Annotated in this window: 19 protein-coding genes; 11 read left to right on the forward strand and 8 right to left on the reverse strand. The window is 57.2% G+C overall.

What is annotated here, in order from left to right:
- Window positions 1–47: 47 nt before the first annotated feature.
- The 6 genes from ihfB to AC2FIS_RS17560 all read left to right on the forward strand — a co-directional run bounded on the left by ihfB (window position 48) and on the right by AC2FIS_RS17560 (window position 3,553).
- On the forward strand, window positions 48–332 hold the full coding sequence (gene ihfB / locus AC2FIS_RS17535) for an integration host factor subunit beta (RefSeq protein ID WP_037310872.1): 285 nt from the start codon (window positions 48–50) through the stop codon (window positions 330–332).
- A 7-nt stretch (window positions 333–339) separates the two neighbouring features.
- Window positions 340–690, forward strand: a complete 351-nt coding sequence (locus AC2FIS_RS17540) for a lipopolysaccharide assembly protein LapA domain-containing protein (protein WP_496774739.1) — start codon at window positions 340–342, stop codon at window positions 688–690.
- Window positions 691–699: 9 nt separating this feature from the next.
- Window positions 700–1,341, forward strand: coding sequence for a phosphoribosylanthranilate isomerase (locus AC2FIS_RS17545; RefSeq protein ID WP_496722326.1), 642 nt, complete (start codon window positions 700–702; stop codon window positions 1,339–1,341).
- 46 nt (window positions 1,342–1,387) lie between these two features.
- On the forward strand, window positions 1,388–1,723 hold the full coding sequence (locus AC2FIS_RS17550; protein ID WP_496774653.1) for a hypothetical protein: 336 nt from the start codon (window positions 1,388–1,390) through the stop codon (window positions 1,721–1,723).
- Window positions 1,724–1,790: 67 nt separating this feature from the next.
- Window positions 1,791–3,038, forward strand: a complete 1,248-nt coding sequence (gene trpB, locus AC2FIS_RS17555; RefSeq protein WP_496774655.1) for a tryptophan synthase subunit beta — start codon at window positions 1,791–1,793, stop codon at window positions 3,036–3,038.
- A 50-nt stretch (window positions 3,039–3,088) separates the two neighbouring features.
- Complete coding sequence (locus AC2FIS_RS17560) at window positions 3,089–3,553, forward strand: class I SAM-dependent methyltransferase (RefSeq protein ID WP_496774656.1); 465 nt, start codon at window positions 3,089–3,091, stop codon at window positions 3,551–3,553.
- A 31-nt stretch (window positions 3,554–3,584) separates the two neighbouring features.
- On the opposite strand, the gene hmuQ is transcribed toward AC2FIS_RS17560, so the two are convergent.
- The 8 genes from hmuQ to AC2FIS_RS17600 all read right to left on the reverse strand — a co-directional run bounded on the left by hmuQ (window position 3,585) and on the right by AC2FIS_RS17600 (window position 10,163).
- Window positions 3,585–3,905, reverse strand: coding sequence for a heme-degrading protein HmuQ (hmuQ, locus tag AC2FIS_RS17565; RefSeq protein ID WP_496774657.1), 321 nt, complete (start codon window positions 3,903–3,905; stop codon window positions 3,585–3,587).
- A gap of 87 nt (window positions 3,906–3,992) precedes the next feature.
- Entirely contained in the window at window positions 3,993–4,370 is a 378-nt protein-coding gene (locus AC2FIS_RS17570) for a DUF2237 family protein (protein WP_496774659.1), read from the reverse strand.
- Window positions 4,371–4,379: 9 nt separating this feature from the next.
- The gene (locus AC2FIS_RS17575) at window positions 4,380–5,543 is read right to left on the reverse strand and encodes a serine hydrolase domain-containing protein (RefSeq protein WP_496774661.1); all 1,164 of its coding nucleotides are present in this window, start codon (window positions 5,541–5,543) and stop codon (window positions 4,380–4,382) included.
- 82 nt (window positions 5,544–5,625) lie between these two features.
- Window positions 5,626–6,306, reverse strand: coding sequence for an aminoacyl-tRNA hydrolase (gene pth, locus AC2FIS_RS17580; protein WP_496774663.1), 681 nt, complete (start codon window positions 6,304–6,306; stop codon window positions 5,626–5,628).
- Window positions 6,307–6,562: 256 nt separating this feature from the next.
- Entirely contained in the window at window positions 6,563–7,219 is a 657-nt protein-coding gene (locus tag AC2FIS_RS17585; RefSeq protein ID WP_496774665.1) for a 50S ribosomal protein L25/general stress protein Ctc, read from the reverse strand.
- Between the two features lie 267 nt (window positions 7,220–7,486).
- Entirely contained in the window at window positions 7,487–8,653 is a 1,167-nt protein-coding gene (locus AC2FIS_RS17590; protein ID WP_496774667.1) for an alpha-hydroxy acid oxidase, read from the reverse strand.
- 153 nt (window positions 8,654–8,806) lie between these two features.
- A complete protein-coding gene (trpA, locus tag AC2FIS_RS17595) occupies window positions 8,807–9,598 on the reverse strand; it encodes a tryptophan synthase subunit alpha (RefSeq protein WP_496774669.1) in 792 nt (263 codons plus the stop codon).
- A gap of 79 nt (window positions 9,599–9,677) precedes the next feature.
- A complete protein-coding gene (locus tag AC2FIS_RS17600; RefSeq protein WP_058273182.1) occupies window positions 9,678–10,163 on the reverse strand; it encodes an acyloxyacyl hydrolase in 486 nt (161 codons plus the stop codon).
- 198 nt (window positions 10,164–10,361) lie between these two features.
- Between AC2FIS_RS17600 and ychF the strand changes: the two genes are divergently transcribed.
- The 5 genes from ychF to fdhF all read left to right on the forward strand — a co-directional run bounded on the left by ychF (window position 10,362) and on the right by fdhF (window position 17,477).
- Window positions 10,362–11,459 (forward strand): redox-regulated ATPase YchF, encoded by a 1,098-nt coding sequence (ychF, locus tag AC2FIS_RS17605; protein WP_109312571.1) that lies wholly within the window; start codon window positions 10,362–10,364, stop codon window positions 11,457–11,459.
- A gap of 189 nt (window positions 11,460–11,648) precedes the next feature.
- Window positions 11,649–11,882 carry a hypothetical protein gene (locus tag AC2FIS_RS17610; RefSeq protein ID WP_496774670.1) on the forward strand — a complete coding sequence of 78 codons (234 nt, stop codon included), beginning with the start codon at window positions 11,649–11,651 and terminating at the stop codon, window positions 11,880–11,882.
- Between the two features lie 127 nt (window positions 11,883–12,009).
- Entirely contained in the window at window positions 12,010–12,891 is an 882-nt protein-coding gene (locus AC2FIS_RS17615; protein ID WP_496774672.1) for a LysR family transcriptional regulator, read from the forward strand.
- Between the two features lie 85 nt (window positions 12,892–12,976).
- Entirely contained in the window at window positions 12,977–14,680 is a 1,704-nt protein-coding gene (locus AC2FIS_RS17620) for an NAD(P)H-dependent oxidoreductase subunit E (protein ID WP_496774674.1), read from the forward strand.
- A gap of 13 nt (window positions 14,681–14,693) precedes the next feature.
- The gene (gene fdhF / locus AC2FIS_RS17625) at window positions 14,694–17,477 is read left to right on the forward strand and encodes a formate dehydrogenase subunit alpha (RefSeq protein ID WP_496774675.1); all 2,784 of its coding nucleotides are present in this window, start codon (window positions 14,694–14,696) and stop codon (window positions 17,475–17,477) included.
- Window positions 17,478–17,555: the final 78 nt, after the last annotated feature.

Below are 17,555 nucleotides of genomic sequence, written 5' to 3' on the forward strand. Positions count from 1 at the left end.
CCAGAAGTATAGACATGGTTAACCGGTCGCCTGGGAGGGTAACACTCATGATCCGTTCAGAACTGATTCAGAAAATCGCCGACGAAAACCCGCATCTCTATCAGCGTGATGTCGAGCGGATTGTGAATACCGTGTTCGAAGAAGTGACAGATGCCATGGCGCGTGGCGACCGTGTTGAACTGCGCGGCTTCGGCGCGTTCTCGGTCAAACAACGGGACGCGCGTGTTGGCCGCAATCCTCGTACGGGTGAGACCGTGCAGGTCGAAGAAAAATGTGTTCCATTCTTCAAAACTGGTAAGTTGCTAAGGGACCGATTGAACGGTAAAGCCTGACACCATGATGCGTTACCTTCGATATGCTTTCCTGGCGATCCTCGGGATCGTTCTTGTGTCGATCTCGCTGGCCAATCGCCAGATGGTTGAACTGAAATTAATGCCGGATGCTCTGGCCGAGCTGCTGGGTTTCAACCTCGCCACGACCCTGCCTTTGTTCCTTGTGGTGCTGGGCGGCGTTGTAGCCGGTCTGATCATCGGCTTCCTTTGGGAATGGCTGCGCGAACATAAGCATCGCCGCGATGCCTCGACCAAAACAGGCGAAGTGCGCAAGCTTGAGCGTGAGGTCAAAAAGCTCAAGAAAAAGCAGAATGAGGGCAAGGACGACGTTCTGGCTCTGCTGGACGAAGCCAGCTAAGGCACCTTTATGACGAACGTAGCTGTTAAAATCTGCGGGCTGACCGCACCTGATCACGTGCGCGCTGCGGCTGATGCTGGCGCGCGGTATGTCGGGTTTGTCTTCTTTCCAAAGTCGCCACGGCATCTGGCCATTGATGCAGCCGCGTCACTGGCACAGCTGGTGCCGGCAGGCGTGGCCAAGGTTGCCCTAACCGTGAATGCGACGGACGAGGAGCTGGACCGCGTCGTCGCAAGCGTGCCCTTGGACATGTTGCAACTGCACGGCAAAGAAACACCGCAGCGTGTTTCTGAGGTTCGCGACAGGTTTGGCTTGCCGGTGATGAAAGCAATCGGCATTGCCGAGGCCGAGGATCTGAGCGCAATTGACCTGTATTCCGAGGTTGCAGATCAGTTGCTGATCGACGCGAAACCTCCGCGTACATCCGAACTGCCGGGCGGGAATGGGTTGGCCTTTGATTGGCGGCTGTTGGCCGGCCGGAAATACTGGCAAAAGCCATGGATGCTGGCCGGAGGTCTTACGCCGGACAACGTCGCCGAAGCGATCCGCATGACCGGCGCAAAACAAGTCGATGTGTCTTCGGGCGTCGAAAGCGCGCCGGGAGTTAAAGATACCATTAAGATTTCTGAATTCGTATCCGCCGCTCATTGATCTGATCGCTGACCTCCCCCGTATATAACGCTGGGGAGGAACAAAGATGATTGCAGCGATTGGTGGGGTTTCCCTGCAACATTGGTACAACGCGCCAGAGTTCTTTTGGCGGGCCGGGCAAGCGTTGAAGCAGGCGCGAGGGGATCCATTATGCGAGCATGCGCAGATGTTCCCTCACGGTGGGCTCTACTTTTCACTCAGTGTTTGGCAAGACGCCGAGGCCATGCTGACATTTGCCCATTCGGGACCACACAGGCGCGTTCTTGAGGCATCGGACCGGTTGTCCATCACGCATGACTTCCATCATTTCTCATGCATCGCGGTGCCGACCGAAGAACAGGCCCTGCGGATATGGAAGCATCGGTACAGACCCGCGAAATGATACGTTTTGCCATGGCAAAACCATCCACTACCTCCTATGAACAACGGGTACGACGAGGGAGACACCCATGGCCAACGATCTTTTCAATTCCTTCATGTCCGGTCCCGACGAACAGGGCCGCTTTGGCATCTTCGGCGGACGGTTTGTCAGCGAAACGCTGATGCCGCTGATTCTGTCGCTGGAAGAGGAATATGAGAAGGCCAAGGATGATCCGACCTTTTGGGCCGAGATGGACGATCTGTGGGCGAACTATGTGGGTCGACCCTCGCCGCTGTATTACGCAGAGCGCCTGACCGAGCATCTGGGCGGCGCGAAAATCTATCTGAAACGCGACGAACTGAACCACACGGGGGCGCATAAGATCAACAACGTGTTGGGCCAGATCATTCTGGCGCGGCGCATGGGTAAAACCCGGATCATCGCGGAAACCGGGGCAGGGCAGCACGGTGTGGCGACAGCTACCGTCTGCGCCAAATTCGGCCTGAAATGCATCGTTTACATGGGCGCGCACGATGTGCAGCGTCAGGCGCCCAACGTGTTCCGTATGCGCCTGCTTGGTGCCGAGGTGATTCCGGTGACCTCAGGCCGTGGCACGCTGAAAGACGCGATGAACGACGCGCTTCGCGATTGGGTGACCAATGTGCGCGACACGTTCTACTGCATCGGTACCGTGGCGGGCCCGCACCCGTATCCGGCGATGGTGCGTGATTTCCAGTCGATCATCGGCAAGGAAGCCAAGGAACAGATGCAAAAGGCCGAAGGCCGTTTGCCCGACACGCTTATCGCCGCCATCGGCGGTGGGTCGAATGCGATGGGCCTGTTCTACCCGTTCCTTGACGACAAGAGCGTCAACATCATTGGCGTCGAAGCCGGTGGTAAGGGCGTGAACGAAAAGATGGAGCATTGCGCCTCGCTGACCGGTGGTCGTCCGGGTGTGCTGCACGGCAACCGCACTTACCTGCTGCAGGACGATGACGGCCAGATACTCGAAGGCTATTCTATCTCAGCGGGTTTGGATTACCCTGGCATTGGACCCGAGCATTCTTGGTTGAATGACATCGGTCGCGCGAACTATGTCTCGATCACCGACAAAGAGGCGCTGGAAGCGTTCCAGCTGTGCTGTGCAACCGAAGGTATCATCCCTGCGCTCGAGCCCAGCCATGCTTTGGCGCATGTCATGAAGATCGCGCCTGAACTGCCCAAGGATCACCTGATCTGCATGAACATGTGCGGCCGCGGGGACAAGGACGTTCAGACGGTCGCCAAATACCTGAACTTTGATATGTCCGACACCGAAGGCCGTACGGCTGGCTAACGATTACCCGGGGCTTTGCGTCCCGGGTGTTTCATGCCACGCTGGTGGGCATGCAAGACGTGTCCAGTTCAGAAAGACTCGATCAAAAATACGATGCCGCGGCCCCTGGCTGGGCGGATAAGATGCGTCTGCTGGGCTATTTTGATGCCTATCTGGGGTTTCTGTCGATCGGTTCTACAGATGATTTAGGCCGGAACGGGCTGGATGTGGGCTGCGGGACAGGCGCTTTTGCCGAGGCACGTGCAGTCATTCAACCCGAAGGGCGGGTCACTCTGCTCGAGCCATCCGGGAAAATGCTGAAACAGGCCGCGCAGGAAGCAAAGCTGTGGCTGGTCGTCAGCAAACCGCACTGGTGCAACGCGATTATCTGGCTTCAATGGCGTCACCGGTCGTACAGACCGCAACAGGTGGCAAGGATGTTAAAAGATGCGGGGTGGCTGCTGGAGGCGGAGCACAGTTTTCCAACTGGTCCGCCCTCGCGCACATCGCGCAGCTATCTGGCGCGCGCCGTGTAATCATCAATCCGGTGTTGGCGACATGGATTGATCAGTTCTGATGCAAAACCGTTTCGAACCCCTCGAACTGAGGTGGTCCCATAAGAGCCGACTGCGTCTTGCCGTTGCCAGCGTTTTTGTGCGCATCCCGGAATTGTTGGGATTTAGTCCAGGCCTCGAAATCGCTGCGATTGTCCCAGATCACATGACTGGAATACAGCCGATACCCGTCGCCCTCGGGGCCTTTCAGAAGGCGGAACTCCTGAAATCCTTGCAGTTCTTTCAACCGGCTTTCGCGGTCTTTCCAAACGGATTCGAAATCGGCTTCGCTGCCCAGACGGACTTTGAAGCGGTTCATGGCGATAAAGCTCATAGCCTACCTCGTTTTTTTTGACGGTTTCGCGCTTGCTAAACAAAGTGTCGGCTGGCGGGCTTCTTTGATGTCTTTTTACCCCTGAGGTCAATCAGGTTCGACGGCATTTTCGCGTAAGATTCCAATAGGGACGATGTCCAGCGCCCGCTGATGCGTGGCCTCCAGATCAACCTTGGGCGCGCAGCCTTCGTCATGGGCCTGCAGGAAGCGCCCGGCACACAGGCACCAGTTGTCACCGGGCTTGAGACCGGGAAAGTCGAATTCAGGGCGCGGTGTGCTCAGATCATTGCCAACATACTTGGAATAGGCCAGAAACTCGGCCGTCATGACCGCGCAGATCGTGTGACTGCCCTGATCTTCGGCGCAGGTGTTACAGGCCCCGTCCCGGAAAAAACCGGTCAGAGGATCGCGAGAGCAGGGGGCAAGGGCGCCCCCCAGAACGTTTATGCTGTCCAGTTTTTGCATGGACACACCTTACAGGCTTTGAGCGATTGTGCGGAACATTTCTATATTTGTTTCGTTGACGCCATCGTCACGGAAACTGCGATCAGCCCCGGTTGAAACGATAACAACACCGCGCGGTTGGTCAAAATAGATGTATTGGCCATATACGCCACGGGCCAGAAACTCTCCTTCATGTGCGCCGACGGGAATCCACCACTGATAGCCATAGCCGATCTCTCCGGCTTTGGTCGGGGCGCTGGGAAAGACAGATTCCGCAATCCACTCAGCGGGCACTATCTGCTGGCCATTATGTTCGCCGTTTTGCAGGATCATCTGTCCAAACCGGGCAAAGTCGCGAGTGGTGAAGTTCAACCCGCCCAAGACGAAAGCCACGCCAGCGCCGTCGGTGACATAATAACCGCCGCGTTCAAGACCCAAGGGTTCAATGATCTTTTCGGTCAGTAAGTCAGCCACAGACCGGTCCGTCGCACCGCGAACAACCATGCCGATAACGTGGGTATCGATCGAGACATATTGCCATGTCTCGCCGGGCTCGACGAACGTTTCGTTCAGCGAGGCGGCAAAGTCATCCAGCTGTCCACCCAGGGCGACGACGCGACCCATTCGGTTGATGTCGGAGTTGTAGTCCAGATAATCCTCGTCGAAGGTCACACCGCTGGCCATGTTCAGAACATTGCGGATCGTCGCGCCGTCATAGGCCGTCCCCTGTAGTTTCGGGGCATATTTGACCACTGGATCGTCCAGCGAGTCGATGGCGCCTTCGGCCATCAGGATGCCGAACAGGGCAGACAGATAGCTTTTGGCGACCGACCAGGAAATCCGGCGATCCTCGGGGGCGGTCCCCAGATAGTATTCTTCGAACCTGATCTGCCCGTCCTGCATCACCAGCAGAGAGGTTACGGCCCGGTCTTCGATCCATTTGTCCGTGCCCTCGGGCAGGTCAAAACCGGGGCCGTAGGGCAGTTCGAATGTCGCGCCTTCCCCCCTTGGCAGGTCGACAGTCAGGAAGGCGTCATCCATGTGAGAGAAGTTGTGAATGATCTTTTCTTCGGAAAACAAAGAGTTCACGGCCATCAGGCGCTTAATCTCTTCCCGCTTCCAAAAGCCAACAACCACCGCCGCCAACACCAACATCAAAACGATGCGCAGCACCCATTTCATCAGGGTTCGCATATGTTACCTCCCGCTTTTGGTGTGCATTGGAGCGCGGACTGGCGCAGTTCGCAATTGAGACGTAGCGGCAACATCGTTGGCCTTACTTGAACTTGTCCATCAGCTTTTGCATGGCGGACCTGGTGTCCGCCTCAGGTTCAGGCGTAGCTGCAGCGACCGATTTCGAGGAGGCCGCAGCGGTTTTTGATGACCGTGGCGGTGCGGTGCGCAATGCGACCGCGTTCATGAATTTGCCACCATCGCCATCTGCCAAATGACCGGCGCCGTCGGAAACCCCCCGCAAGACGTCTTCAAGCCAATCCGAATCTGCCTTGGCAAAGTCACTCAGGACATAAGGCGAGACCAGTTCTTTACGACCCGGATGCCCAATGCCCAAACGAACCCGATCATAGGCCGGGCTGATATGGTCATGGATCGACCGCAATCCGTTGTGGCCCGCGTGACCTCCACCCGCCTTGACGCGTACCTTGCCTGGCGCAAGATCCAGCTCGTCATGAAAAACGGTCACATCTATCGAGCCCAGCTTATAGAAGCGCATGGCCTCACCCACGGATTGACCCGAGCGGTTCATGAAGGTTTGCGGCTTGACCAGCAGCACCTTTTCCGAGCCTAACCGCCCTTCGGCGATTTCTGCCTGAAACTTTGATTTCCACGGGCCGAAACCGTGATCGCCGGCAATCCTGTCCAGTGCCATAAAGCCGATATTGTGTCGGTTCCGGGCATATTTCTGCCCCGGATTGCCCAGTCCGACAAATAGTTTCATGGTTCTGCTCCGCGCGTCATTGTACGACTTGCTTCCTCATGCCCCGAATTGGATCGGAATTCCAGTGAGACTTCGTCTGCCAATGCCTGTCACCAGCAGCTGCAGGTGAGGCGCGCTTGGTCTGTAAGGGCTGTGATTTCAACCCGCCAGAGCGAATGCTGGTGCCGGCGGCAAGCTAGTGCGAAGATCCGCATTCGACAAAAAAACGGGGCTCCAAAGGAGCCCCGTTTCAAATTTAAGGTACTGAAACCTGAACTTATTCTTCGGCTTCCTGACCGACGACTTCTACTTCGTCTGCGGCCACTTCGCCCTCTTCACCCTCTTCGTCATCATCCGTTACCAGACCGGTCGGTGCGGAAACGTTCGCGATAACGAAGTCGCGGTCGATGGTCGGTTTGGTGCCTGCGGGCAAGTCGACAGACGAAATGGTGACGACGTCGTTGATGTTCATGCCGGCGACGTCAACTGTGATCTTCTCAGGAATATCACCTGCGGTGCACAGCAGTTCGACTTCCGGACGGACAACCGTCAGAACGCCGCCCTTTTTGATGCCGGGTGCTTCTTCCTCGTTGACGAACTCAACCGGGATGAACAGCGCGATCTTAGTGGTCCGACGCAGGCGCATCAGGTCCAGGTGAGTCGGCAGGTCTTTGACGACGTCACGCTGAACGTCGCGGCAGATGACGCGGACGTCTTCCTGGCCTTCAACCTTCAGGTTCCAAAGGGTCGACTTAAACCGGCCAGCTTTCAGGCGCTTGAACAGTTCGTTGAACGGGATCTGAATCGGCAGCGGTTCTTTGTCGCCACCAAATACAATGCCCGGAACCATGCCGTCGCGGCGTGCCTGACGAGCGGCGCCCTTGCCTGTCCCCGTCCGTTCCAGAGCTACGAGATCAGGAATCTCTCCAGCCATGATAATTCTCCAATGTTAGGGCGGGCATCCTCCAAGGCTGTATACCCGCGTGAAGCCGCGTCCTTAGCTTGATTTGTCAGGTTTGGAAAGCGGTTTTTAGGGGTCTTCATACTTTGCGAGGCTCTGCCTCGCGCTCCGGGATATTTGGGGCCAGATGAAGATCGGATCCCCTGCTTCATCTGGCAGAAAATATCCCGGGGGAATCGCAGCTTGCTGCGGTGGGGGCAGAGCCCCCTTTAACATAGTTTGCTGGAAGGTCTTGCGAGATCAGGCTTGCCATCGGCCGCCGAAACCTTCGGGGATCAGCAGATTGTGACGACCAAGACTGCTCACATCCCGCTCGCCGCACAGGGCCATCGTGGTATCCAGCTCTTTGTGGATGATATCCAGCGCAGTCGTGACACCTTGTTGGCCCATCGCACCCAGCCCATAGACAAAAGCGCGACCGATGTAGGTGCCCTTGGCCCCAAGCGCCAGCGCCTTGAGAACGTCCTGCCCGGATCGGATGCCGCTGTCCAGATGGACTTCGACGTCATCACCAACGGCGTCCATGATTTCAGGCAAAACGCGGATCGAACTGAGCGCTCCATCCAACTGTCGCCCGCCGTGGTTCGAAACAACGATGGCATCGGCGCCCAGCTTAGCCGCCATCTTTGCGTCATCGGCATCCAGAATGCCTTTCAGGATCACCTTGCCGCCCCATTGTTCCATCAGCTTTTCGACCTTTTTCCAATCGAGGCTGGGGTCGAATTGCTCGGCCGTCCACGCGCCCAGCGATGAGGCGTCAGAAACGCCTTCGGCATGACCAACGATATTGCCAAATTCGCGCCGATGTGCGCCCAGCATTTCTATCCCCCAAGCCCATTTGGTCATGAGGTTTGCGATTGTCTTGGCTGTCAGTTTCGGAGGCGCGGACAAGCCATTTTTCAGATCTTTGTGGCGCTGCCCCAGAATTTGCAGGTCCAGGGTGATCACCAATGCGGAACATTTGGCATCCTTGGCGCGCTGGATCAGGCGACCGACGTAATCCTGATCCTTCATTGCATAAAGCTGAAACCAAAAGGGTTTGCTTGTATGCCCTGCGACATCCTCGATCGAGTTGATCGACATGGTCGACAGGGTGAAGGGCACGCCGAATTCCTCGGCAGCCTTTGCGGCCTTCATCTCACCGTCCGCGTGCTGCATGCCTGTCAGGCCAACAGGGGCCAGAGCCACCGGCATCGCAACATCCTGCCCGATCATCTGCGATGCGGTCGAGCGCCCGTCCATGTCCACGGCGACCCGCTGGCGCAGCCTGATATCTTCGAAATCCGAGCTGTTGTCTCGGAAGGTCTGTTCGGTCCAGCTGCCGCTTTCGGCATAGTCGAAAAACATGCGCGGCACGCGGCGTTCGTAGATACGTTTCAGGTCGTCGATATTGGTAATGACGGGCATGAGGTTCGGCCTTCGCAGTATTGTTGATGTTTGTTACCAACCATTTGAGGCCGTCGCAACGCTGGGACGTTGCGAGGCAACGCCGTGTTTCCCCGGGCAACAAAAAACGCGGTCGGACAGGGCCGACCGCGTCGAAAATTGATCAGGCCTCACTCAGGCCGAGTGGGCGCCGTCAGCCAGAGATTTCACAAAATCCAAAACTTCGCCGGTGGGCTTGCCCGCAGCGATCTGGCTAACGATAGCAGAGCCAACCACGGCACCATCGGCAACAGTTGCGATTGCCTGTGATTTTTCAGGTGTATTGATCCCGAACCCGACGATCACGGGTAAATCGGTTGCGGATTTGATGCGTGCTACCTCGGGGCCAACATTTGTGGCTTGGGCTTCGGCTGCACCGGTAATGCCGGTGATTGACACATAATATACGAAGCCCGATGTGTTCTGCAGAACGCGGGGCAAGCGCTTGTCATCGGTGGTTGGCGTGGCCAGACGGATAAAGTTCAGACCTGCAGCTTGTGCAGGCAGGCATAGTTCTTCGTCTTCTTCCGGCGGCAGGTCGACAACGATCAGACCGTCAATTCCGACCTCTTTGGCATCGGCAAGAAATTTTTCGACACCGCGGCTGTAGATTGGATTGTAGTAGCCCATCAGCACAATCGGAGTGGTGTCATCGGTTTCGCGAAACGCTCGGGCCAGATCCAAAGTCCGCTGCAAAGTCATGCCGCTGTCCAGTGCGCGTTGACCGGCGGCTTGGATCGTCGGGCCGTCTGCCATCGGATCGGTAAAGGGCAGGCCCAGTTCGATGACATCGACACCTGCGCCAGGCAGGCCCTTTACGATTTCAAGCGAGGTTTCGAAATCCGGGTCACCGGCCATGATATAGGCGACGAACGCCTTCTTTCCCTGTTCTTTCAGAGCGGCGAACTTGGCGTCGATACGGGTCATAAGCTGTCCTTGCAATCAGGTTCAGACCTGATGTGCAGAAACTTTGAGGGGAAATCAATCCCGGTTCGCAGCGCAGCCCCTAGAACGCAAGGTGGTATCGCAGCAACACGGAATTGACGCCGGGGTTTTCCTGTTGCGTGCTTGCATTGGATTTATGCGTAATCGCCACCGAGACTTTGTTGCCGCTGTTCAGCGTATAACCGACGCCCAACAGGCTGCGGATCTGGAAACTGCCGCCCAGGTCGTTCAGTTCCTCTGATTCAGAGAAATAGCCGGGCATGACGCTGCCCTCTACGAACCAGCGTTCTGCGAAGGTATATGTACCGATCAGGCCAGCACCCACATGGACGTCACCGGCTTCGTCCACGGTCAGCGCACCGCCCCATGTCGCGGATAGGCGTGTCGCCTCGTAGAAAGGGCGGTGATGGTATTCGACCGAAAAGGCGGCCTGGTCTTTTGCGTCACTTTCGGAAAAATCTGCATATCCGGCACCGAAGACAACTGATTGCGCGTGTGCGGAGGTCGCGGCGAAAAGAACCCCAAGGGCAAGAACAAAAGATCTCATGTCAGCATTCACTATTCAATTTTTCTAAATTGCTAATTGGTGATTCTAGTGCTCTCATTTCAATGTGAGCAAGCGCACAAAGCCGTGACAATCAATTGTGTTGTCAAAACGCCCTTGCGTACCTAATGCGCCCGCTGGCTTGCGCATTGTGCCCGACCTGCATAGAAGCTGCGCTCGAATGCTATGCAGGAGGCCGTCATGGGCTTTAAAATGGGAATCGTGGGTCTGCCGAACGTGGGTAAGTCGACCCTCTTCAATGCGCTGACCAAAACCGCAGCTGCGCAGGCGGCGAATTTCCCGTTCTGCACGATCGAACCCAATGTGGGCGATGTGGCCGTCCCCGACGACCGGCTGGACAAGCTGGCCACCATCGCAAGCTCCAAGCAAATCATCCCGACGCGCATGACCTTTGTGGATATTGCCGGTCTGGTAAAGGGAGCCTCGAAAGGTGAGGGGCTGGGCAACCAGTTTCTGGCGAATATCCGTGAAACCGACGCTATTGCCCACGTGCTGCGCTGTTTCGAAGATGGCGATGTGACCCACGTGGACGGCCGCGTCGATCCTGTGGCCGATGCTGATACCATCGAGACCGAGTTGATGTTGGCCGATCTGGAAAGCATCGAAAAGCGCCGCGCCAATCTGGTGCGCAAGCTGAAAGGCAACGACAAAGAGGCACAGCAGCAGGAACGCTTGCTGGCCGAGGCGCAAGCGATGCTGGAAGACGGCAAACCCGCGCGTCTGGTCGAAGTCTCTGACGAAGACGCCAAGGCATGGACGATGCTTCAGCTGCTGACCACGAAACCGGTTCTCTATGTCTGCAACGTGTCCGAGGAAGAAGCCGCCGAGGGTAACGAATATTCCGCCCGCGTGGCCGAGATGGCCGCGGCGCAGGGCAATTCTCACGTCATCATCAGCGCCAAGATCGAAGAAGAGATCAGCCTGCTGGAAGAAGACGAGGCGCAGATGTTCCTAGAAGAAATGGGTCTGGAAGAGCCCGGCCTCGACCGTCTAATCCGTGCCGGCTATGACCTGCTCAAGCTGGAAACCTATTTCACAGTCGGCCCGAAAGAGGCCCGCGCCTGGACCATCCGCACCGGCACCGCTGCGCCACAGGCCGCTGGTGTGATCCATGGCGATTTCGAAAAAGGTTTCATTCGCGCTGAGACGATCGCCTATGACGACTATATCGCCGCCAATGGCGAACAGGGCGCGAAAGAGGCGGGTAAGATGCGGGCCGAAGGTAAGGGCTATATCGTCAAAGACGGCGATGTGATGCACTTCTTGTTCAACACCTGAGGACACCTCGACTTCATGGCAGAGATTGATGAGACTGCGCTTCACTGTTCCACTCTTGTTGGAAGGATGGCCCACTCTCTGAAGTTGCGTTTCACACGCCATGAAGCTTGGGCACTGAAAGTTGCGAAGAAAGTGCCTGTTATGGGCTTTTTTACATTTGGAACGTTATGGGTTTGGTTCTTTTTACCCATGATCCCTGTTGGTATTTTCTGCGTCTGGCTACTTGAGAACGCTGGCGTGATTGGCGCAATGGCCTCAACGGTTCTGGGGGTTGGTGGATTGGCGATCGTCGCCCCATGGTTCTTTCGATGGTACTTCATCTGTGTGGGTCTGATATTTGGGCGCAAAAGGATGGCGCTTTCGAAAGAGGATCAAGTCTCAAGCCGGTTGAAATGCTTGCAAGGCGGGTCGCCTTTTCCTTGAACAGCAGGCTCAGAACTCCGGTTGAATAAGTGTACGCTGACCGTGCGCCCTCCACATACTCACGCTTTTCTCTTTGGCCCAAACCTCGATAGTGTAATTTGCAACATGCCATCCGAGAAAACTCCAAATGATCGAAATCCGTGACCTCCAACTGCTCAACGCTCTGGCGCGGCATCGTCATTTTGCCAAGGCGGCCGAAGAATGCGGGATTTCTCAGCCGGCGTTTTCCATGCGCATTCGGAATCTCGAGGATCGGCTGGGTGTCTCAATCGTGCGCCGCGCCAACAGGTTTCAGGGTCTGACTGAAGAAGGCGAGATGATCGTCCAGCGCGCGCGGCGCATTCTGGATGACACAAAGGCGCTGGAACAGCAGGTTCTGGCCTCGAAGGGTGAGATTACCGGGACACTCAAACTGGGCGTAATCCCAACCGCGATTGCCTTCACCGGACGGCTGATCAAGCGGCTGCATCAGGCGCATCCGCGCGTTGTCACACGGATCGAAACCATGTCGGCCTCGTCCATTCAGCACCGGTTGGACGAGGGTAGTCTGGATGCGGGGATCACCTATGGCGACAGCATTGGCACCGACTTGCGGCAGGTGCAGCCGTTGTACGAAGAGACTTACGTGCTGTTGATCCCATCACATATGACCGCAGAAATCGGGCCGATCCCATGGACACAGGTCGCCGAGTTTCCACTCAGCCTGCTTGAGCCGCAGATGCAGAACCGTCGCATTCTGGACCGTATCTTTGCCGAGCAGGGCCTCCACCCTCAAGTGGTCGCCGAAACCAGTGGCTTTACTGCCTCAATGGTCATGGCGCGTGAAGGGCTGGCAGCCACCGTTGTCCCCCGCGTTCTGGTTCGGGCGCTGGGCGATCTAAAGGGAACGAAAGTGCTGCCTCTGGTCGATCCTGTTGTAAGTAAACCGATTTGTCTGGCCACCTTAAGCCGAGACCCGGAATTGCCAACGGTTGGGGCTTTGCGCGCCGTGGTGACGTCTTTGCGGTGATAAGGTGTCGTTATCGTGCGATAGCGATAAGCGATTTGACGATATGCTATTCTGATGAAACACGGAGCCTTAATCGGAGGGCATCATGGCACCATTAGATACCAAGCCATCAGGCGCACCCAAGGGCGTCTGGAAGTCAGGTAAAGGCAAAGGGCGGCATACGCCCAAAGGCCGTCAGTTCACGGATGAGGCGCAGGCCGAGATCGCGCGCCTGCTGGGCGACCGCCCGCGCCGTCGCGATCTGTTGATCGAATTCCTGCATTTGATTCAGGACGAACACGGCCATATCAGCGCCGACCATATCGCCGCGCTGGCGGTTGAGATGCGGATCGGTCAGGCCGAGATCTATGAGACCGCGACGTTTTACGCCCATTTCGACGTGGTGAAAGAAGGCGAGGTGCCTCCGCCCGCGTTGACGATCCGTGTCTGTGACTCTCTGTCCTGCGAAATGGCCGGTGCCCAGCAGTTGCAGAAGGCGCTGGAAGATGGCTTGGATGCATCCGAAGTGCGTGTGGTGCGCGCGCCTTGCATGGGGCGTTGCGATACGGCCCCGGTGCTTGAGATTGGTCACAACCACATCGACCATGCGACCCCTGAAAAGGTGCAGGCTGCAATTGCCGCCGGTGATACTCACGCCCATCTACCCGAATACGAAACCTTTGCTGCTTATGAGGCAAACGGTGGCTACGCCAAGCTGAAAGAGCTGCGCGAGAGCGGCGACTGGGAGAAAGTACAAGAAGACATTCTGTCCTCAGGCCTGCGCGGTCTGGGTGGTGCTGGTTTCCCTTCCGGCAAGAAATGGGGCTTTGTTCGCATGAACGAAGGCACCCGCTATCTGGCCGTGAACGGTGACGAGGGCGAGCCCGGTACCTTCAAAGACCGCTATTATCTGGAGCGTGCGCCTCATGTTTTCCTTGAGGGTATGCTGATCGCCGCTTGGGCGGTCGAGGCAGAGACGTGCTTCATCTACATGCGTGATGAATACCCGGCGGTGCTGGAAATCCTCGCCCGCGAGATTGCCGCGTTGGAAGAGGCCGGGATCGTCGAAAAGGGTTACATTGACCTGCGCCGGGGTGCTGGTGCTTACATCTGCGGTGAAGAATCCGCGATGATCGAGTCGATCGAGGGTAAGAAGGGCCTGCCGCGTCACCGTCCTCCGTTTGTGGCGCAGGTTGGGGTCTTTAATCGTCCGACCTTGGTGCACAATGTCGAGACGCTGTATTGGGTCTCAAAGATCTGCCGCGAAGGGCCGCAGATTCTGAACTCTGTCGAAAAAAATGGTCGCAAGGGTCTGCGCAGCTACTCAATCTCGGGGCGGGTGGCCAAGCCGGGTGTTTACCTGCTGCCTGCGGGTTCGACCATATTGGACGTGATTGAGGCCGCTGGCGGCATGATCGAAGGTCAGACCTTCAAAGCGTATCAGCCGGGCGGTCCGTCCTCGGGTCTGCTGCCCGCGTCAATGGACGATATCCCATTGGACTTTGACACGCTGCAACCACATGGCACCTTTATCGGATCCGCCGCTGTGGTGGTTCTGTCCGATCAGGACACCGCACGCGATGCCGCGCTGAACATGCTGCGGTTCTTCGAAGATGAAAGCTGTGGTCAGTGCACCCCATGCCGAGCAGGCTGCGAAAAGGCGGTGAAACTGATGCAGGCCGAAAAGTGGGATCAGGAATTGTTGGAAGACCTGTGTCAGGTCATGGGCGATGCCTCGATCTGCGGTCTGGGGCAGGCGGCCCCGAACCCGATCCGTCTGGTCATGAAACACTTCGCTGACGAAATCTGAGGGAGACAGAGCCATGCTTGATGCAAGCCCAACCAAGACCGTCACCTTCAACCTGAACGGCGATGACGTCACCGTGCCCGAGGGCTGGACCATCTGGGAAGCCGCCAAGGGGCAGGGATTTACCATTCCGCACCTCTGCCACAAGCCGCAACCGGGCTATAAACCCGACGGCAATTGCCGCGCCTGTATGGTCGAGGTGGAAGGCGAGCGCACTCTGGTCGCCTCGTGCATCCGTCCGGCTGCGGACGGAATGGTGGTAAAAACCGATAGCGACAGGGCCGAGAAATCGCGCGCAATGGTCATGGAATTGTTGGTCGCCGACCAACCCGAAGAGGCGCACGATAAATCTAGCCATTTCTGGGATATGGCCAAGCTGAACGATGTCAGCGACAGTCGCTTCCCGGCGAAAGAGGCCGAGAAGATCCCTCTGCTGGATGACAGCCACGTTGCGATGCGCGTCAATCTGGATGCTTGCATCAACTGCAACCTCTGTGTCCGTGCTTGTCGCGACGTGCAGGTGAATGACGTGATCGGCATGGCCGGTCGCGGACACACCGCGCAGGTGGTGTTTGATCAGAACGACCCGATGGGGGATTCGACCTGTGTCGCATGCGGTGAATGTGTTCAAGCCTGCCCGACCGGTGCATTGATGCCAACCACTGTTCTGGACGATCAGCAGCAGGGGGACAGCAAGGCTTACGATAGCGAAACCGAAAGTGTCTGCCCGTTCTGCGGCGTCGGCTGTAAGGTTTCGCTGAAGGTCAAAGACGGCAAGGTCAAATATGTCGAAGGCATCAACGGCCCGGCCAACGAAGGCCGCTTGTGTGTCAAAGGCCGCTTTGGTTTCGACTACATCCACCATCCACACCGCTTGACCAAGCCACTGATCCGGCGTGAGGATGCGCCTGCAAAGGGGTTGAATGTCGATCCGGGCAATCTGGGCACTCATTTCCGCGAGGCGACTTGGGAAGAGGCAATGGATCTGGCGGCCACCAAGCTGAAGGCGCTGCGTGATGAAGATCCGCGCAACGTCGCTGGCTTTGGTTCGGCCAAATGCACCAACGAAGAAGCTTATCTTTTCCAGAAGTTCATTCGTCAGGGCTTCAAGCACAACAACGTCGACCACTGCACCCGTCTGTGCCATGCCTCGTCCGTGGCGGCGCTGATCGAGAACGTGGGCTCAGGCGCGGTGACCGCCACCTTTAACGAGGTCGAGAACTCGGATGTGGTTATCATCATCGGGGCCAACCCGATCGAAAACCACCCCGTGGCGGCAACCTACTTCAAGCAGTTCACCAAGCGCGGTGGCAAACTGATCGTGATGGACCCGCGCGGCGTTGGTATGCGCAAGTTCGCAGACGAAATGCTGCAGTTCCGTCCAGGTGCTGATGTCTCGATGCTCAACGCGATCATGAACGTGATCGTCGAAGAGGAACTGTACGACAGCCAGTACATCCACCGCTGGACCGAGAACTGGGAAGCCGAGAAAGAGCATCTGCGCGCCTTCACGCCCGAAGCGATGGCGCCGATTTGCGGCATTGAGCCGGATCAGTTGCGCCGTGTCGCGCGTACCTTCGCACAGGCCAAGGCTGGTCTGATCTTCTGGGGTATGGGCGTCAGTCAGCACATTCACGGCACCGATAACTCGCGATGCCTGATCTCGCTGGCATTGATGACCGGCAATGTTGGTAAACCCGGCGCGGGTCTGCACCCGCTGCGTGGCCAGAACAACGTGCAGGGCGCGTCTGACGCGGGTCTGATCCCGATGTTCCTGCCGGATTATCAGTCGGTTATGGATGACGGCATTAGGGCCAAATTCAACAACGTCTGGAACTCGGACGACTTCTCTAACGAGAAGGGCCTGACCGTCACCGAGATCATTGATCAGGCCTATGCGGGCAACATCAAGGGTATGTATATTCAGGGTGAAAACCCGGCTATGTCCGACCCTGATGTTGGTCACGCACGGGAAGCTTTGGCAAAGTTGGAGCTGATGATCGTGCAGGATATCTTCCTGACCGAAACGGCCAACTATGCCGACATCATCCTGCCTGCCTCGGCGTTGTATGAAAAGAACGGCACCGTGTCGAACACCAACCGTCAGGTTCAGCGCGTGCGTCCGGCTGTGGCACCTCCGGGTGAGGCGCGTGAGGACTGGAAAATCACCGTCGAGCTTGCGCAGCGCATCGGGCTGAACTGGGATTACACCGATGTAAGCCAGGTGTTTGATGAGATGAAGCTGACCATGGCGTCACTCGACAACATCACCTGGGAGCGGCTTGAGACCGAGACGATCACCTATCCGTCGCTCAGTGAAACCGATCCGGGACAGGCGATCGTGTTCGGTGATGGCTTCCCGCGGACAGATGGACGGGCCAAGTTCACCCCCGCCAGTGTCATCCCGCCGGATGAAGCGCCGGATGAGGAATACCCGATGATTGCCACAACCGGCCGTCAGCTGGAACACTGGCACACCGGGTCGATGACTCGCCGGTCCAACGTTCTGGATGCTGTGGAACCGGAAGCAAACTGTTCGATGAACCCGCGCCAGCTGAAACTGATGGGGATCGAGCCGGGCGAAATGATCCGTCTCACCACGCGGCGCGGCTCGATCGAAATTATGGTTCGAGCCGACCGGGCGATCGCCGAAGATATGGTGTTCATTCCGTTCGCCTATGTCGAGGCGGCGGCGAATATCCTAACCAACTCGGCCATCGACCCGTACGGCAAGATCCCCGAGTTCAAGTTCTCGGCCATTCGCGTTGAAAAGATCGAAGACGCCATCGCGGCGGAGTAAATCCGTCACGTACAGTCTTGGAAAGGCGGCCCTTGGGTCGCCTTTTTCTTTCCTTGACAGCAGCTTACCTGCGGCCAA

The sequence above is a fragment of the Ruegeria sp. CDSB113 genome, assembly GCF_059611045.1.

What these genes read in the sequence shown, in the direction of transcription:
- ihfB (WP_037310872.1), top strand. Translation starts at nt 48, where the DNA reads ATGATCCGTTCAGAACTGATTCAGAAAATCGCCGACGAAAACCCGCAT.
- AC2FIS_RS17540 (WP_496774739.1), top strand. Translation starts at nt 340, where the DNA reads ATGCGTTACCTTCGATATGCTTTCCTGGCGATCCTCGGGATCGTTCTT.
- AC2FIS_RS17545 (WP_496722326.1), top strand. Translation starts at nt 700, where the DNA reads ATGACGAACGTAGCTGTTAAAATCTGCGGGCTGACCGCACCTGATCAC.
- AC2FIS_RS17550 (WP_496774653.1), top strand. Translation starts at nt 1,388, where the DNA reads ATGATTGCAGCGATTGGTGGGGTTTCCCTGCAACATTGGTACAACGCG.
- trpB (WP_496774655.1), top strand. Translation starts at nt 1,791, where the DNA reads ATGGCCAACGATCTTTTCAATTCCTTCATGTCCGGTCCCGACGAACAG.
- AC2FIS_RS17560 (WP_496774656.1), top strand. Translation starts at nt 3,089, where the DNA reads ATGCAAGACGTGTCCAGTTCAGAAAGACTCGATCAAAAATACGATGCC.
- hmuQ (WP_496774657.1), bottom strand. Translation starts at nt 3,905, where the DNA reads ATGAGCTTTATCGCCATGAACCGCTTCAAAGTCCGTCTGGGCAGCGAA.
- AC2FIS_RS17570 (WP_496774659.1), bottom strand. Translation starts at nt 4,370, where the DNA reads ATGCAAAAACTGGACAGCATAAACGTTCTGGGGGGCGCCCTTGCCCCC.
- AC2FIS_RS17575 (WP_496774661.1), bottom strand. Translation starts at nt 5,543, where the DNA reads ATGCGAACCCTGATGAAATGGGTGCTGCGCATCGTTTTGATGTTGGTG.
- pth (WP_496774663.1), bottom strand. Translation starts at nt 6,306, where the DNA reads ATGAAACTATTTGTCGGACTGGGCAATCCGGGGCAGAAATATGCCCGG.
- AC2FIS_RS17585 (WP_496774665.1), bottom strand. Translation starts at nt 7,219, where the DNA reads ATGGCTGGAGAGATTCCTGATCTCGTAGCTCTGGAACGGACGGGGACA.
- AC2FIS_RS17590 (WP_496774667.1), bottom strand. Translation starts at nt 8,653, where the DNA reads ATGCCCGTCATTACCAATATCGACGACCTGAAACGTATCTACGAACGC.
- trpA (WP_496774669.1), bottom strand. Translation starts at nt 9,598, where the DNA reads ATGACCCGTATCGACGCCAAGTTCGCCGCTCTGAAAGAACAGGGAAAG.
- AC2FIS_RS17600 (WP_058273182.1), bottom strand. Translation starts at nt 10,163, where the DNA reads ATGAGATCTTTTGTTCTTGCCCTTGGGGTTCTTTTCGCCGCGACCTCC.
- ychF (WP_109312571.1), top strand. Translation starts at nt 10,362, where the DNA reads ATGGGCTTTAAAATGGGAATCGTGGGTCTGCCGAACGTGGGTAAGTCG.
- AC2FIS_RS17610 (WP_496774670.1), top strand. Translation starts at nt 11,649, where the DNA reads ATGATCCCTGTTGGTATTTTCTGCGTCTGGCTACTTGAGAACGCTGGC.
- AC2FIS_RS17615 (WP_496774672.1), top strand. Translation starts at nt 12,010, where the DNA reads ATGATCGAAATCCGTGACCTCCAACTGCTCAACGCTCTGGCGCGGCAT.
- AC2FIS_RS17620 (WP_496774674.1), top strand. Translation starts at nt 12,977, where the DNA reads ATGGCACCATTAGATACCAAGCCATCAGGCGCACCCAAGGGCGTCTGG.
- fdhF (WP_496774675.1), top strand. Translation starts at nt 14,694, where the DNA reads ATGCTTGATGCAAGCCCAACCAAGACCGTCACCTTCAACCTGAACGGC.